This is a genomic window from Streptomyces antibioticus (assembly GCF_002019855.1).
Classification (GTDB): Bacteria; Actinomycetota; Actinomycetes; order Streptomycetales; family Streptomycetaceae; genus Streptomyces; species Streptomyces antibioticus_B.
The window spans coordinates 742234-757639 of record NZ_CM007717.1; the positions used below are offsets into that span (position 1 = coordinate 742234).

General features: G+C 74.0%; 13 protein-coding genes. 5 read left to right on the plus strand and 8 right to left on the minus strand.

All coding sequences use genetic code 11. The features are described from left to right. The first annotated feature begins 122 nt into the window (after positions 1-122). Together AFM16_RS03305 and AFM16_RS03310 are read left to right on the plus strand one after the other, a co-directional pair. Complete coding sequence (locus AFM16_RS03305; protein ID WP_030787471.1) at positions 123-1220, plus strand: baeRF3 domain-containing protein; 1098 nt, start codon at positions 123-125, stop codon at positions 1218-1220. Between the two features lie 73 nt (positions 1221-1293). Continuing rightward, positions 1294-2319 carry a Gfo/Idh/MocA family protein gene (locus AFM16_RS03310; protein ID WP_078632237.1) on the plus strand — a complete coding sequence of 342 codons (1026 nt, stop codon included), beginning with the start codon at positions 1294-1296 and terminating at the stop codon, positions 2317-2319. Between the two features lie 53 nt (positions 2320-2372). Here AFM16_RS03310 and AFM16_RS03315 read toward each other — a convergent pair whose 3' ends face one another. Beyond that, entirely contained in the window at positions 2373-2786 is a 414-nt protein-coding gene (locus AFM16_RS03315) for an SsgA family sporulation/cell division regulator (RefSeq protein ID WP_078632239.1), read from the minus strand. Between the two features lie 360 nt (positions 2787-3146). On the opposite strand from AFM16_RS03315, the gene AFM16_RS03320 reads away from it, so the two are divergent. Continuing rightward, positions 3147-4547, plus strand: coding sequence for a PP2C family protein-serine/threonine phosphatase (locus tag AFM16_RS03320; RefSeq protein ID WP_078632241.1), 1401 nt, complete (start codon positions 3147-3149; stop codon positions 4545-4547). A 55-nt stretch (positions 4548-4602) separates the two neighbouring features. Here the strand turns inward: AFM16_RS03320 and AFM16_RS03325 are convergent, their stop codons facing one another. Beyond that, positions 4603-6108 carry a DNA-binding protein NsdB gene (locus tag AFM16_RS03325; protein ID WP_030787463.1) on the minus strand — a complete coding sequence of 502 codons (1506 nt, stop codon included), beginning with the start codon at positions 6106-6108 and terminating at the stop codon, positions 4603-4605. 232 nt (positions 6109-6340) lie between these two features. Here AFM16_RS03325 and AFM16_RS03330 point away from each other — a divergent pair, with 232 nt between their 5' ends. Beyond that, positions 6341-7483, plus strand: coding sequence for an aminoglycoside phosphotransferase family protein (locus tag AFM16_RS03330; RefSeq protein WP_030787461.1), 1143 nt, complete (start codon positions 6341-6343; stop codon positions 7481-7483). 291 nt (positions 7484-7774) lie between these two features. Then, entirely contained in the window at positions 7775-9742 is a 1968-nt protein-coding gene (locus AFM16_RS03335) for an N-acetylmuramoyl-L-alanine amidase (RefSeq protein ID WP_245177625.1), read from the plus strand. 10 nt (positions 9743-9752) lie between these two features. Here the strand turns inward: AFM16_RS03335 and AFM16_RS03340 are convergent, their stop codons facing one another. The 6 genes from AFM16_RS03340 to AFM16_RS03365 form a co-directional block, all read right to left on the minus strand. Further along, entirely contained in the window at positions 9753-10250 is a 498-nt protein-coding gene (locus AFM16_RS03340) for a glycosyltransferase family protein (protein WP_030787456.1), read from the minus strand. Positions 10251-10882: 632 nt separating this feature from the next. After that, positions 10883-11791, minus strand: coding sequence for a universal stress protein (locus AFM16_RS03345; protein ID WP_078632245.1), 909 nt, complete (start codon positions 11789-11791; stop codon positions 10883-10885). A 137-nt stretch (positions 11792-11928) separates the two neighbouring features. Then, on the minus strand, positions 11929-12171 hold the full coding sequence (locus AFM16_RS03350) for a DUF397 domain-containing protein (protein WP_030787453.1): 243 nt from the start codon (positions 12169-12171) through the stop codon (positions 11929-11931). A gap of 83 nt (positions 12172-12254) precedes the next feature. Then, positions 12255-13421, minus strand: coding sequence for a thiolase family protein (locus AFM16_RS03355; protein ID WP_078632247.1), 1167 nt, complete (start codon positions 13419-13421; stop codon positions 12255-12257). Continuing rightward, entirely contained in the window at positions 13418-14461 is a 1044-nt protein-coding gene (locus tag AFM16_RS03360; protein ID WP_030787450.1) for a thiolase family protein, read from the minus strand. Before AFM16_RS03360 ends, AFM16_RS03355 begins: the two co-directional genes overlap by 4 nt. After that, positions 14458-15399, minus strand: a complete 942-nt coding sequence (locus tag AFM16_RS03365; RefSeq protein ID WP_078632249.1) for a Zn-ribbon domain-containing OB-fold protein — start codon at positions 15397-15399, stop codon at positions 14458-14460. The genes AFM16_RS03360 and AFM16_RS03365 overlap by 4 nt, the downstream gene beginning before the upstream one ends. Positions 15400-15406: the final 7 nt, after the last annotated feature.

The following is a 15406-nucleotide window of genomic DNA, read 5'->3' on the forward strand; positions in this document are numbered from 1 at the left end:
ACACTTGTAAACCCTACGTATCCAACGGGGTTGCCGCAGACGGATTCGGAAACCCGATCGACGGTCGAACCGGACACCGGGCCCGAACGGCGGATCGGTCCCATCAGTCCTATGGTGCTCATATGGAGCACGCACTCAGCCCCGCCACCCTCTCCGAACTGCGGCGCCCGCGCCCCTATCCAGCGGTGTCCGTCCTGACACCCACCCACCGCAGGGAACCGGAGAACGCCCAGGACCGGGTCCGGCTGCGCAATGTCGTGGCCGAGGCGAAGAAGCAACTCGAGTCCGATCCGTCGGTCACCCGCGAGCGGCGGGCCGACGTCTGCGACCAGCTCGACCGCGCCCTCGCCGAGGTCGACCTCGCGCACGCCGAGGACGGCCTGGTCATCTTCGCCGCGCCGGGCGAGCACCAGGTGTGGTCGCTGGGCAGGTCGGTGCCCGAGCGGGTCGTGCTTTCGGACACCTTCCTCACCCGCAACCTGGTCTCCGCCCAGGCCGCCGAACGGCCGTTCTGGGTCCTGTCGGTCTCCCCCGACCGCGTCACGCTGTGGAACGGCGGGGTCGACCGCGTCACCGAGCAGCGCTCCGGCGGCTTCCCCCTCACCAGCGACCACCGCGAGAACTTCGACGCCGAGCGCCAGGAGCGGATCGGGGACCATCCGAGCGCCTTCCGCGACGAGGACACCCGGCACTTCCTGCGCGAGGCGGACACGGCGATGGGCCGGATGCTGCGCGCCCACCCGCGTCCGCTGTACGTGACGGGCGAGCAGGCGGCGCTGTCGGCGCTGGAGGAGATCGGCACCGTCACCCGGGACGCGGTGCACGTCCCGCACGGCGGCCTCGCGCACGGCACGGCCGACGCGGTGTGGCAGGCGGTGCGTCCGGTGGTCGACGCCGAGGCCCGCCGGCGCGTGGACACGGTCCACCAGGAACTCGAATCGGCCCTCGGCCGCAAGCGGTTCGCGGCCGGCGTGGACGAGATCTGGCAGAACGCGCGCGAGGGCCGGGTGCAACTGCTGGCCGTCGAGGAGAACTACCGGGTGACGGTCCGCGACGACGGCGACCATCTGATCCCGGCCCTCGGCGACGACCTCGACGCCCGCGAGGACATCGTGGACGAGATCGTCGAACAGTGCCTGGAGACCGGCGCCGACGTGCGGTTCGTCCCGGACGGCACCCTGGCCGACTCGGACGGCATCGCGGGCGTCCTGCGCTACTGACCCCGCCCACCGGCCCTCCGCCGCGCACCGGCGTACGCTACGGCGTGATCGTCGGCGGGGAGGGAGAGGGCCCGTGAGTGACCTGCTGGGTGTCGCGGTGCTGGGCGCCGGACACATGGGGGCCGACCACGTACGGCGTCTGGACCGGGTGGTGAACGGCGCCCGGGTCGCGGCGGTGGCCGATCCCGACGCCGCCCGCGCGCGCGAGGCCGTCGCCGGGATCGAGGGAGCCTCGGTCCACACCGAGACCGAGGCCGCGCTGGACGCGCCGGGCGTCGCGGCCGTACTGATCGCCTCCCCCGGCCCGGCCCACGAGGAGGCGCTGCTCGCGGCGTTCGCGCGCGAACTCCCGGTGCTGTGCGAGAAGCCGATGGTGCCGGACGCGGCGGGCGCGCTGCGCGTGGTCGAGGCCGAGGCCCGGCTCGGGCGGCGGCTGGCGCAGATCGGGTTCATGCGGCGCTACGACGCCGAGTACCGCGGGCTGAAGACGCTGCTGGACGACGGCCGCCTCGGGCGCCCGCTGATGCTGCACTGCGTCCACCGCAACGTCTCCTCGCCGCCGGACTTCACCAGCGCCATGCTGATCGACAGTTCGGTGTCGCACGAGATCGACGCCGCGCGCTGGCTGCTCGGCCAGGAGCTGACCGCGGTGAGCGTGCTACGGCCGCGCCCCTCCGGCGGCGCCCCGGCGGGCCTGCTCGACCCGCAGTTCGTGGTCTTCGAGAGCGAGGGCGGCGCGCTGGTCGACGTGGAGGTCTTCGTCAACTGCGGGTTCGGCTACCAGGTGCGCTGCGAGGCCGTCTGCGAGCGGGGCAGCGCGCGGATCGGCGACGAGCGCGGCCCGCTGGTGACCACCGCGGGCACGGCCGGCTCGGAGGTGCCCCAGGACTATCTGGTCCGGTTCGCGGACGCCTACGACCGCGAGGTGCAGGCATGGGTCGACGCGACCCGGCGCGGCCGCGTCACGGGCCCGAGCGCCTACGACGGCTACGCGGCCTCCGCCGTCGCCGAGGCCGGCGTCACCGCCCTGGAGACCGGGCGGCGCGTGAGCGTGGACCTCGCGCCGCGCCCGGATCCGTATCCGCCCGCCGGCCGCTGAGCCCGCCGGGGCCGGCGCCGCACACGCCGGCCCCCACAGCCGGGCCCGCCGTCTCAGACGTTGCCGAGGAGGGTCTGAAGTCCCTCGTCGACGGCGGCCGCGACGTCCTCATCGCCCGCCGCGACCACGGCGTAGCTGCGCAGCAGGAAGCGGTCGAGGGCGGGGCTGTCGAACTGGAGCAGGGCCATGCCGAGCGGCGAGTGGAACTCCACGACGGTCCGCGACCGGCCGCACGGCCAGATGTGCACGTCCCCGCTGCCCGCCGGCCCGCGCAGCCCCTCCTCCAGCAGCGCGCGGGCGAAGGTCCAGGTGACCCGCTCCCCGGCGAGGGAGACCTCGGCGGGGAAGTCGAGGGAGACGGCGAACGGTTCGGCCGACGCGTAGCGGAGCGTGGCCGAGACCGGCAGCTCCTGGTCCTCGCCGGTGATCAGGCGGGCGCGGACCGGCTGTTCGAGGGTGATGTCCATGCATGTACGACCTCGAAGGGCCCGTTCGCATTACGCGGAACCGCCGACAAATTTTGTGACCTGCGTCACTTCGCACCCCGGACCGAACACGCAGCCGTCGAACAGGCGGCGGACACCCCCTCCAGGCTCCCCACACGTCCCTCAAGTCACGTACGCCACCTACGACTTGCAGCCACGCGCGAGCGACGATCGACCGCTCCCCACCACCTCCGGGAGACTCTGGCATATGCCAGAAGCACCACCGAATCGTGTGTTGCCAAATCCCTTACACGGCGTCGCGCGCTGTGCAACAGTCGTAACGGCCCTTCCGTCCCCCTTACGTCCCCTTCCGCCGGACCGTTCCCGCATCGGAGTCGCGTCATGTCGTCCCCCCGCTCCGCGGACCATCCCGCCGGCCGGCCGCCGGGACGCGGCCCGGTCGACGCGCTGATCACGCAGACGCGACGGCTCCGGGGCGACGTGGACGCCGTACGACGGGACGCGCCGAAGGACACCGCGGACCCGCAGGGACGCTGGCAGCGCGCGCTCTACGATCTGGCGCTGCGTCAGCTCAACGACCTCGACACACACTTGGCGCAGTTACGGGACGGCCCCGCGCCGCCCGCCGCGGTGGCCGCCGTCGCACCGGCCGCCCACCGGCGCGGCTCCCTGCTCAGCCGGGTCGGCAGCGCCGAATGGAACCTGCTGACGGACGACGCCGTGTGGTCCGCGGAGCTGTACCGCATCCTCGGCCGCGATCCGGCCGTGCCCCCGCTCACCCTGGACGAACTGCCGTCCCTGGTCCTCGACGAGGACCGGCCGAAGCTGACGGCCATGGTCACGGACTGTCTCGTGGACGCCCGGCCCATCGACGGCGAGTTCCGTGTCGTCCGGCCCGACGGCGAGGTGCGCACCCTGCACATGATGGGCGAACCGGTGCTCGACGCCGACGGCGCCACCGCCACCATGTGGGCGGTCCTGCGCGACGTGAGCGAACTGCGCGACCGCCGGCGGGAGGAGCGCGAGACCCGTGACTCGCTGCACCGCCACCACCGGCACACGCAGCACGAACACCGGCTCGCGGTCGAGTTGCAGGAGGCCGTGCTGCCCCCCTGGCGCGGCTCCCTGCGACTCCCGCGCCGGGGCACCCGCCGCCTGGACCTCGCCGCACGCTGTCTGCCCGCCTCGGCCACCTCCCTGCTCGGCGGCGACTGGTACGACGCGCTCGAACTCCCCGACGGCCAGACCCTGCTGAGCGTCGGCGACCTCACCGGGCACGGCCCGGCCGTCGCCTCCGGCATGGCGATGCTGCTCGGCGCCCTGCGCGGCATGGCGATGACCGGCACCGCCCCCGCCCAACTGATGTCCCTGCTCAACCAGTTGCTGGACAGCACCGTGCAACCCGCCCTGGCCGGCGCCGTCTGCTGCCGCTACCGGCCCGACACCCGCACCCTGACCTGGGCGCAGGCCGGACACCCCGCCCCGCTGCTGTACCGCGACGGGACGGGGCGACGGCTGGACACCCCCGAGGGCGTACTCCTCGGCGCCACCTCGGGCGCCGTCTACGGACAGGCCGAAGTGACCCTCGAAGCGGGCGATGTGCTCCTGCTGCACACCGCCGGGCTGGGGGACGCGGACACACCGCAGCGGCTCCTCGGCCTCGCTCCCCTCCTGTGCGAGGCACGCACCGCGCAGGACGGCCTACGGGCGGTCATGACGGAGTTCGAGGCGGGCGAACGCGCGGACGACGCCTGTGTCCTCCTCGCCCGCGTCACCGGCTGACGACCGGCCGGTCTCTCTCCCCGTCCCGCTCCCCGGTCCGGCTTCCCGGTCCCGGCTACGCCTGCACGGCCCCGCCGGCGCCCCGGCCTCCCCTCGGCTTCGGCAGCGCCTGCGCGATCTCCTCACGCAGCGCGCTGATCCTGGGGTAGCCCGCGTACTCGGCGGTCAGCCGGTACATCTCGCGCAGCCGGTCCCAGGTGCGGCGGGAGGAGTTGGAGCCCATCGACACCAGCGCCAACCGCGCGTACCGGTCCGCCTGTTCGGGATCGTCGGCGATGAAGCAGGCCGAGGCCATGGAGAGATGGTCGAAGATCTTCGACCGCTCCCGCCCGTCCACGCGCAGCGCGAGCGCCTTCTCCGCGTAGTACTGGGCGTGCGTGGCCGCCTGCGGCTCGAACTCGGCCAGCGTGCGGTACGCCAGGGCCTGCATCCCGAACAGGTCCTCGTCCTTGAAGGTCTGCATCCAGGGCGGCGGTTCCAGATCGCCCTTCTCGGACACGAACAGGTCCTCCGCGCGGCCGAGGGTGCGGCGCATGGCCTGGCCCTTGCCCATGGACGCCTGCGCCCACGCCTCGATGGTGTGGAACATCGCCCGGGTCTTCGGCAGCACGTTGTCACCGGCGCCGGACTGGGCGAGCTTCATCAGGTCGAGCGCCTCGTCGGGCCGGCCGAGATGGACCATCTGACGGGCCGCCCGGGAGAGCGCCTCGCCGGCCCGCGGCCGGTCACCGCCCTCGCGGGCCGCGTGGGCGGCGATGACGAAGTACTTCTGGGCCGTGGGCTCCAGGCCGACGTCGTGCGACATCCAGCCCGCGAGGACGGCGAGGTTGGCGGCGACGCCCCACAGGCGCCGCTGGAGATGGGTGGGGTGGTGGTAGGCGAGGATGCCGCCCACCTCGTTGAGCTGTCCCACGACGGCCTTGCGCTGCAGCCCGCCGCCGCGGGCCGCGTCCCAGGCCCGGAACACCTCGACCGAGCGCTCCAGCTCCTCGATCTCCTCCGTCCCGATGGGGGCGGCCTCGTAGCGGTCGAACCCGGCCGGGTCGGCGTGGTGCAGAAGGGGGTGGTCGATGACGGGAGCGTCGGCGGAGAGAGTGGGGTCGGTGTGGAGCCAGTCGTACATGGCTGTGCTGAGTGCTGATCCCGCGGCGAGCGCGGCACCCGCGCCCACCAAGCCGCGTCGGTTGAGCATGAGGTCCATTCCCGTGAATTCGGTGAGGACCGCGGCAGTCCGTTCGGGCGCCCACGGCAAGCCGTCGGGATGTTCCGCACTCCCGCCGCCGGGCCGTTTCCCTGTACGCCCGTGCCGGACCAGACCGAGGTCCTCGATGGTCACGACACGGCCGAGACGCTCGGTGAACAGAGCCGCCAGCACCCGCGGCACCGGATCGCGCGGGATCTCTCCCATGTCGATCCACCGCCGCACCCGCGAGGTGTCGGTCGAGAGCTGGGGGTGGCCCATGGCCGCCGCCTGCCGGTTGACCAGCCTCGCGAGTTCACCCTTGGACCAGCCGGCCAGGCCGAACAGGTCCGCAAGGCGGGTGTTGGGTTGTCCGCTCACGTCAAGCCCCCAGGTTCTCGGCTGAGTTGACAGTAGCCCGGGGGAAGGTGCCGGGCGACTATTCGCCAGGGTTCGCCAGGGCCCGCCAGATGGTGTGCCAGTGGGCGCCGGGTGTCAGGTAGGAACGCGCCACCCCGACCCGGTCGCCGAGGGACACTCCCCAGGGTGCACCCGGGACGACCGGTCGGGGCAGCGTTCTGACGTCAGGCACACGAAGGGATCTGTTTCGCCCATGTACGCAGCATCGTCCTCCGTGTCCGCCCCGCCCCGGCCGCTGCACCCCCGCCCGGGTGGCGGTGGCGGCCCCTACCTCGCTCCCGCCCGGCCGGCGGCCCCCGCGCTCGGCGCGGCCGGTGTCCGCCGCCCCGCGGGGATCGGCGCGCAGCCGCTCAGCGGACGGCTCGACCTGTCCGGCCCGCAGGGCGCCCAACTGCGCACCGCGCTCGCCTCGGTGCACCGGATCTGTCCGGAGTTCGCGCCGGTCCAGGTCCTGCGGCGCAGCGGCCGCTCCGTCCTGCTGGTCGGCACCACCGGCCGCAGCACGGCCGTGGCGAAGTGCTTACTGGACCACTCGCCCGTGTGGTCGGAGCGGATCCGGCACGAAATAGCGGCGTACCGCACGTTCGTCCGGCAGCGCCCTCCGGTGCGCGCGCCGAGACTGATCGCGGCGGACCCGGACAACTGCACCCTGGTCATCGAGCGGATGCCCGGCCGGGTGGCGGCACTCCAGCGGCATCCGGCCGAGGCCCCGGCCCGCGCGGACATCAGGGCGGCGCTCGGCGCGATCTGCCGGCTGAACGCCTGGCGGCCGCCGGCGGGCACCTTCGACGCCCCGCTCGACTACCCGTCCCGGATCTCCCGCTACCACGAGCTGGGCCTGCTCACCGACCGGGACATGGGCGACCTCCAGAAGCTGCTGCACGGCATCGCGACCTCCGCGGGCCGGCACGGCATGGGCCAGTTCTGCCACGGCGACGCCCTCCTGTCGAACATGCTGCTGTCCCCGGCCGGTCCAGTGCTGGTGGACTGGGAGCACGCGGGCTGGTACCTGCCGGGCTACGACCTCGCCACGCTCTGGTCGGTGCTGGGCGACGCGCCGGTGGCGCGCCGTCAGATCGCCCAGATCGCCCAGACGGCCGGACCGGCGTCCCGGGACGCGTTCCTGGTCAACCTGATGCTGGTGCTGACCCGGGAGATCCGTACCTACGAGACGGCCGTGCAGCGTTCGATGCACGACGCGACCCCGACGGCGCCGGGAGCGGCCCAGCCCGGCGCCGCGCCGTCCGGCGAGGAACAGCGGCTGCTGCTGCGGCGGCTGCACGACGACTGCCAGCTCGCCCGGCGGGCCGTGCGGGCGGCGGTCGGCACTCGCTGAGGGGACCGGGGTCCGCGGTGCGCCGGAACGGTGGCGCGCCGCGGACCTTCGTGTGTCCGGGGGCGGCGCTGTGTCCATGGCCGGGTCCGGGTCCGGGTCCGGGTCTGTGTGCATGGCCGTGTCCGGGTCCGGGTCTGTATCCGTGGCCGGGTCCGGCTCCATGTCGGGGCCATGTGTCCCGGCGGGGAAATCCGCCGTGGGTGGGCATGATTGACGGGTCGTCGGCAAGCCGGTGCGACAAGCGCCGCGTTCCGGCGCCGCACTCCCCCACCCCCGGCCCAGGAGACCGCCTTGCGCACACCCCCCACTCCTCGCAGAGCCGCAGGCGCCGTGGCGTCGGCGGCTCTGCTGCTGCCGCTGCTCGGCGCGGCACCCGCCACGGCCCGGCCCCCGGCCGGACCGCCCCCGCCCGCCGGGCCCCCGGCGCAGTCCCTCCAGCGGTCGTTCGCCGCCGCGGCCGCCGAGTACCACGTGCCGCCGGGCGTGCTGCTCGCCGTGTCCTATCTCCAGTCCCGCTGGGACGGGCACGCCGGCGCGCCGAGCGTGACCGGCGGCTACGGCCCGATGCATCTCACCGACGCCCGCACCGCCCTCGCCGAGGCCGCCCACCACACCGAGGGCACCGAAGACCCCCGCGGCGACACGGCCCGCGCCGCGCTGCACCCCGCGCCGCCCCGGACGCCCGCGCCCGCGAAGCTGCCGGCCCGGCTGACCACGCTCCCGAGGGCGGCCGAACTCACCGGCCTGAGCGAGAAGGAGCTGCGCTCGGACCCCGCGGCCAACGTCCGCGGCGGCGCCGCCCTGCTCGCCGCCGCCCAGCGGGACCTGGGCGAGCCGGCGAGCGCCGACCCGGCCGACTGGTACGGCGCGGTGGCCCGTTTCTCCGGCGCGGACGACACGGCGACGGCCGCCCGGTACGCCGACGACGTGTACGACGTCCTGCGCACCGGGCAGCGCCGCACCACGGACGCCGGCCAGGCGATGGCGCTGGCCGCGCGTCCCGCCGTACGGCCGGACACCGCCCAGCTCCGCCGGGCGGGGCTGCGCACGGCGTCCGCCGCGGACACCGAGTGCCCGGCGACCGTGGCCTGCGAGTGGATCCCGGCGCCCTACGAGGAGTTCGGCCAGGACGACTACGGCAACCACGACCTGGCCGACCGCCCGGCGTCCCAGGCCGTCGAGTACATCGTCGTCCACGACACCGAGGGCGGCTGGGCCGGTGTCATCGAGTCCGTGCAGGATCCGACGTACGTCTCCTGGAACTACTCCCTGCGCTCCACCGACGGGCACATCGCCCAGCACGTGAAGGCGAAGGACGTCGCCTGGCACTCGGGCAACTGGTACGTCAACTCCAAGTCGGTCGGCCTGGAGCACGAGGGCTTCCTCGCCCAGCCGGACTCCTGGTACACGGAGGCGATGTACCGCTCGTCGGCGCGGCTGGTGTCGTATCTGGCGGCCAGGTACGGGATCCCGCTGGACCGGCAGCACATCCTGGGCCACGACACGGTGCCCGGCCCGACCGCGGCGGCCGTCCCCGGCATGCACACCGACCCGGGCCCGTACTGGGACTGGCGGCACTACTTCGACCTGCTCGGCAAGCCGTTCGAGGCGGCGCCCGGCGGCGGCACCGGTGTGGTGACGATCCGCCCGGACTACGCCGCGAACCGCCCGCCCTACACGGGCTGCTCGGGCCAGGGCCAGCCGTGCCCGGCGCACGGTTCGAGCGCGGTACGGCTGTACTCCGACCACGACGAGTCGTCGGCCCTGATCAAGGACCCGGCGATGGGCTCGGCCCCGACGACCGGGGTCAACGACCTCTCCTCGCGGGTCTCCACCGGCCAGCAGTTCGCGGTCGCGGACACCTGGGGCGACTGGACGGCGATCTGGTACCTCGGCCAGAAGGCATGGTTCCGCAACCCGTCCGGACAGCCGGCGGCGATGCCCTCGGACGGCACGCTGATCACCCCGAAGGCGGGGGTCAGCAGTATCCCGGTATACGGGCGGGCCTACCCGGAGGCGTCCGCCTACCCCTCCGGCGTCCCCGTCCAGCCGCTCTCCCCGCTGCCGTACACCCTGCCGCAGGGGCAGCGGTACGTGACCGGCGGCAAGGTGGCGGGCGAGTACTACTACTCCGTCACCTACGACACCGCCTCGCACCGGGTCGTGGTGGGCGAGGAGCAGTACTACGAGATCCAGTACGGCCACCGGGTGGCGTTCGTCCGGGCGGCCGACGTCGAGCTCGTCCCGGCCGCGTCCTGACGGAGGGGCCTCAGCCCTGCTGGAACAGCTCCGCCGGGAGCGGCTTCAGCAGGGCGTACAGGTCGTCGGTGATGGGGCGGTCCCAGGCGGCGATCGTCACCAGGACGTTGTCGCTGCGGTCGAACTGCACGCAGGAGATCCGGCTTTCGGAGAGCTTCAGCCGCCGCACGATGAGGAGGTTGTCGCCCTGCATGACGGGCATGTCCTCGACGCTGACGACGGTGACCTCCTCGTCGTTCTCCAGCGCCAGGAGGAGCTGGGCCACCTCGAAGGGGACCTCGCCCTCGGCGACCTCGCGGGCCGGGGAGCCCTCGGGGAGATTGCCGATGATCATCGCGGGGCCGCGGCCGCCGAACAGGTCGTAGCGCAGGAAGACGCCCTGGCAGGTGCCGTCGGGGGCGGGCAGCAGCCCGGCGCCGAGATTGCCGGGCCAGTCGCCCGGGTCCATGGCCAGCACGTCGAAGTCGGGGCCGGCGGGGGTGGCGCTGCGGCGGCGGAGGAACGACATGCGGCCATGGTACGTGCCCGGGGCCCATGGACGTCGTCCGGGCCGCCCGCCGTCGCCGGTGGTGGCGGGGGCCTTCCGGGGCTCATTCCTCGGCCGCGGCGGGGGGTACGACGACGGCCGGCTCGGCGCCCTTGGAGGCGCCGACCAGCAGTCCGGCGACCGAGCGGACCGCCACGCGGACCTCGGGTGCAGGGCCTCACCCCTCCACGCTCACTCCTCGCCGCGACAGGCGGCACGACGGCCACCGGACTCGCCGCGTGCAGGAGGACCGCGTGTGGGTGACCGACCCGAGCATGCGAGCGGGAGCCGGCAGGCGTCGGCGGGGCGGCCCACGACGACCAGCTCCACGTCCTCGGAGGCGGCGACGAACAGGCCCCCGGCGTCACCGGGAACCGGCTGACCGCCACGCCGACCACGGCTGCGGGGCCCCGCCCCTCCGCGTTCACTCCTCCGCTGCCGCGGCAGGCGGCGCCACGCCACCGGACTCGCCGCGCGAGCACGCACCGGCGGTGGCAGCCCACGACCACCAGCTCCACGTCCTCGGAAACAGCGACGAACAGGCCCCGGCGTCACCGGGAACCGACCTGACCGCCACGCGGACCTCGGGTGCGGGGCGCCTCACCCCTCCGCGTTCACTCCTCCGCCGCGGCAGGCGGGACCACGGCCACCGGACTCGCCGCGTGCAGGAGGACCGCGTGGGTGACCGAGCCGAGCATGCGGGCCGGGGCCAGCAGGCGGCGGCGGTGGCGGCCGACGACGACCAGGTCGGCGTTCTTCGAGGCGGCGACCAGCAGGCCCGCGGCGTCGCCGGGGGCCGGGCGGACCTCCACGGGGACCTCGGGGTGGCGGGTGCGGTGTGCGGTCAGGAAGCCGTCGGCGAGGGTGCGGGTCTCGTGTTCCACGGCGTCCTGGTCGTAGACGGGAAGCACCAGGTCACCGGGGGCGACCCAGCTCTGGATCGGCCACGGGTAGGCGGCGATCACCTGGACGCGCGCCTCGCGCAGGGCCGCCTCGGCGAAGGCGAGGGCGAGGGTCGCGTCGTCGGGGGCGTCGGCCTTGAGGCCCACGACCACCCGGGCGCCGGGTTCGGAGGGCAGCAGGTCGTCGACCTCGCGGCCGGGCGGGGGCACGATGACGACCGGGCACTCGGCGTCCCGGGCGGCGGTCATGCCGTTGGAGCCGAGCAGCAGTCCGGCGAAGCCGCCGCGCCCCCGCGAGCCGAGCACCAGGAGCTGGGCCTCGGCGCCCAGTTCGGGCAGCAGCGCGCCGGGCGCGCCGTCCAGGGCGAGGTACTGCGGCGGCGGCCCGTCCCCGGCGCCGCCAGCGTCGACGCGGGCGCGGGCGTCGGCGAGCACCGGGTCGTCGTCGGCGGGCGGGGGTACGACGACCGGGGCGCCGGGCGGCGTCCAGGCGACGTGGTGGCGGACGTGGGCGACGCGCAGCGGGGCGCCGCGTCTGCGAGCGGCGTCCAGAGCCCAGTCCAGGGCGCGCCGACTGTGCTCGGAACCGTCGACGGCCACGACGACCGGCAGGGTGCTCATGGTCCTCACCTCCGGAAAGACGACCGGTGTCCTGCTGGGGCCAGCCTTGCCCAGGCGGGGCCCCAGGAGGGCGTCCGTGATCGCGTGTCCGGAAAATGGGCCCGGAAACCGGTACGGAAGACGGCTCGCGGGCCGGCTCAGGTCAGGTCGAACTCCCCTTCCCGCGCGCCCGAGACGAACGCGCCCCATTCAGCGGGGGTGAAGATCAGGGATGGACTCTCGGGGCGGCCGCTGTTGCGCATCGCGATGAATCCCTCGACGAAGGCGATCTGGACATCCCCCCGCCCCTGGCTGCTCGACTGCCACTCGGCGCTGCTGAGGTCCAGCTCCGGCTTGTCCCAGCCCGTGAGCGGCTGTTGCTGGATGGTGCTCTCGGCCACGTCCGTGCTCCTCCCGGTTCGTCGTCCGCGGGCCAGCCTAGCGATCGCCCACGGGTGCGGACAGAGCACGTGGAAAGGACGTTTCAGGACTCGGGTGGCCGCGCTCCCACGAGCCACATCGCGAAGAACTGCGAGCCGCCGCCGTAGGCGTGGCCGAGGACCCTGCGGGCCCGCTCCACCTGGTGTTCTCCGGCCCGGCCGCGGACCTGGAGCGCGGCCTCGGCGAAGCGGATCATGCCGGAGGCGCCGATGGGATTGGTGGACAGGACACCGCCCGACATGTTGACGGGCAGATCGCCGTCGAGTTCGGTGACGCCGGACTCGGTGAGCTTCCAGCCCTCGCCCTCGGCGGCGAAGCCGAGGTTCTCCAGCCACATCGGCTCGTACCAGGAGAACGGTACGTAGATCTCGGCGGCGTCGATCTCGCGGCGCGGGTCGCTGACGCCGGCCTGCCGGTAGACGTCGGCCGCGCAGTCCCGCCCGGCCCGCGGGGAGACGGCGTCCTTGCCGGCGAAGAGGGTGGGTTCGCTGCGCATCGCGCCGCCGTGCATCCAGGCGGGCGGGCGGGGGGCGCGTGCGGCACCCGCCCGGTCGGTGAGGACCATGGCGCAGGCGCCGTCGGAGGAGGGGCAGGTCTCGGAGTAGCGGATCGGGTCCCACAGCATGGGGGACGCCTGGACCTTCTCCAGGGTGATGTCGTGCTCGTGGAGGTGGGCGTAGGGGTTCTTGAGGGCGTTGCGGCGGTCCTTGTAGGCCACGAGGGAGCCGACGGTGTCGGGGGCGCCGCTGCGCCGCATGTAGGCGCGCACGTGCGGGGCGAAGAAGCCGCCGGCGCCGGCCAGCAGGGGCTGCTGGAAGGGGATCGGCAGGGAGAGTCCCCACATGGCGTTGGACTCGGACTGCTTCTCGAAGGCGAGGGTGAGCACGGTGGTGTGCACCCGGGAGGCGACCAGGCCCGCGGCGACCAGCGCGGTGGAGCCGCCGACGCTGCCCGCCGTGTGCACGCGGAGCATGGGCTTGCCGACGGCGCCGAGCGCGTCGGCGAGGTACAGCTCGGGCATCATGACGCCCTCGAAGAAGTCGGGCGCCTTGCCGATGACGACGGCGTCGATGTCGGCCCAGGTCAGTTCGGCGTCGTCGAGGGCGCGGCGGGCGGCCTCGCGGACGAGTCCGGCGATGGACACGTCCCGGCGTGCGGCGACGTGCCTGGTCTGGCCGATCCCGACGACGGCCACCGGTTCCTTGCTCATCGCGGATCCCCTTCGAGTACGGCGACCAGGTTCTGCTGGAGACACGGTCCTGAGGTGGCGTGGGCGAGGGCGCGGTCGGACTCACCCCGGTGGATGCGGGCGGCGGCCTCGCCGATGCGGGCGAGTCCGGCGGCCATCATGGGGTTGGCGGCGAGGGCCCCGCCGGACGGGTTGACGCGCACGTCGTCGCCGAGGTCCAGGGCGCGGCGCAGGACGACCTCCTGGGAGGTGAACGGCGCGTGCAGTTCGGCGGTGTCGACGGGGCGTTCGAAGGCGCCGGCGTGTGCGGCGGCCAGCCGGGTGGAGGGCGAGTCGGTCAGGTCGCGCACGCCGAGCGCGTGGGCCTCGATGCGGTGGTCGATGCCGCGGATCCAGGCGGGGCGCGGGCACAGTTCGCGGGCGCGGTCGCCGGCCGCGAGGATCACGGCGGCGGCGCCGTCGCCGACCGGCGGGCAGTCTCCGGTGCGCAGCGGGCGTACCTGGTAGTCGCCGTGCGGGTGGGTGCCGCGGAGCTGGGCGTGCGGGTTGTCGGTGGCGCGGCTGCGGGCGGCGATCGCGGCGAGGGCGGGCTCGTCGGTGGCGCCGGTGTCGATGAGCGCCTGGGCCTGGAGGGCGGCGAGGGCGACGGAGTCGGGCCACAGCGGGGCGACGTAGTAGGGGTCGAGCTGGCGGGTGAGGACGTCGCGCAGCGAGCCGGGCGAGGACTTGCCGTAGGAGTAGACGAGCGCGGTGTCCGCGTCGCCGGTGAGGAGTTTGGTCCATGCCTCGTACAGGGCCCAGGCGCCGTCCGTCTCGACGTGGGACTCGGAGATCGGCGGCCAGGCGCCGACGCCGTCGAGGGCCAGGGTGAAGGAGAAGGCGCGGCCGGCGAGGTAGTCGCTGGAGCCGGAGCAGGTGAAGCCGATGTCGGACGTCTTCAGCCCGGTGCGTTCCAGCACGGCGTGCAGGACGGGCATGAGCATCTCCACCTCGGAGTGTTCCTCGGTGGTGCGCAGGGTGTCGGTCTGCGCGAAGGCCACGACGGCGATCTCCCGGGTCACAGCAGCTCCTTGTAGGTGTCGTAGTCCGCGTCGGGTTCGCCGGTGGGCCGGTAGTGGTCGGGGTGGCGGACGCCCGGCGTCCACACGGGTTCGACCCGCAGCCCCATGCGGACCTGGTCGTACGGGATGCCGCCGATGCGTGCGTGCAGCGCGAGGTCGGCGCCGTCGAGGGCGATGTGGGCGTAGACGTAGGGCACCTCGATGTCGAGGTTCTTCGCCTTGATGTTGACGATGCAGAACGTGGTGACGGTGCCGCGCGGGCCGACCTCGACCTGTTCGGCGGTGCCGACGCCGCAGGTGGGGCAGGCGCCGCGGGGCGGGACGTACACCTTGCGGCAGGAGGGGCAGCGTTCGCCGACGGTGCGGCGCTCGGTGAGGGCGTCGAGGTGGGCGCTCTGGGCGCGGCCGGGTGTGTAGGTGTAGTCGAGGCGGGCGGCGGCGACGATGCCGGTCACGGGGTCCTCGAACGCGCTGGTGCTGCCGGTGACGGGGGCGGGGTCGCCGTCGTGGGGCTCGAAGCAGGCGATGTCGGTGATGGCGCCGGTGCGCCGCGCCGCCCAGCGGATCCGGACCCGCATGCCGGTGCGGACGGTGTCGGGGCCGGGGGCGTCGAGGGCGTGCAGGAGGGCGGTGTCGGCGCCGTCGAGCCGGACCAGGACCCAGGCGAAGGGGGTGTCCAGGGGCTGGCCGCGGCGCGGGGCGTGGTTCCAGGCCCAGGTGGTGACCGTGCCGGTGGGGGCGACCTCCACGAGGTCGCCCAGTTCGTCGGCGGTGACGGGGTCGTACTCGACGGGCGGGACGAGGACGCGGCCGTCGGTGGTCCGCACGCCGAGGACGACCTGTTCGCGCAGCCCGGTGAGAAAGGCGCTCTGGACGGGGCCGAGGGAGCGGGTGAAGGGGAACTCTACGACGAGGGGGGCCTTGAGGACGTCGGGCATCGGGCGG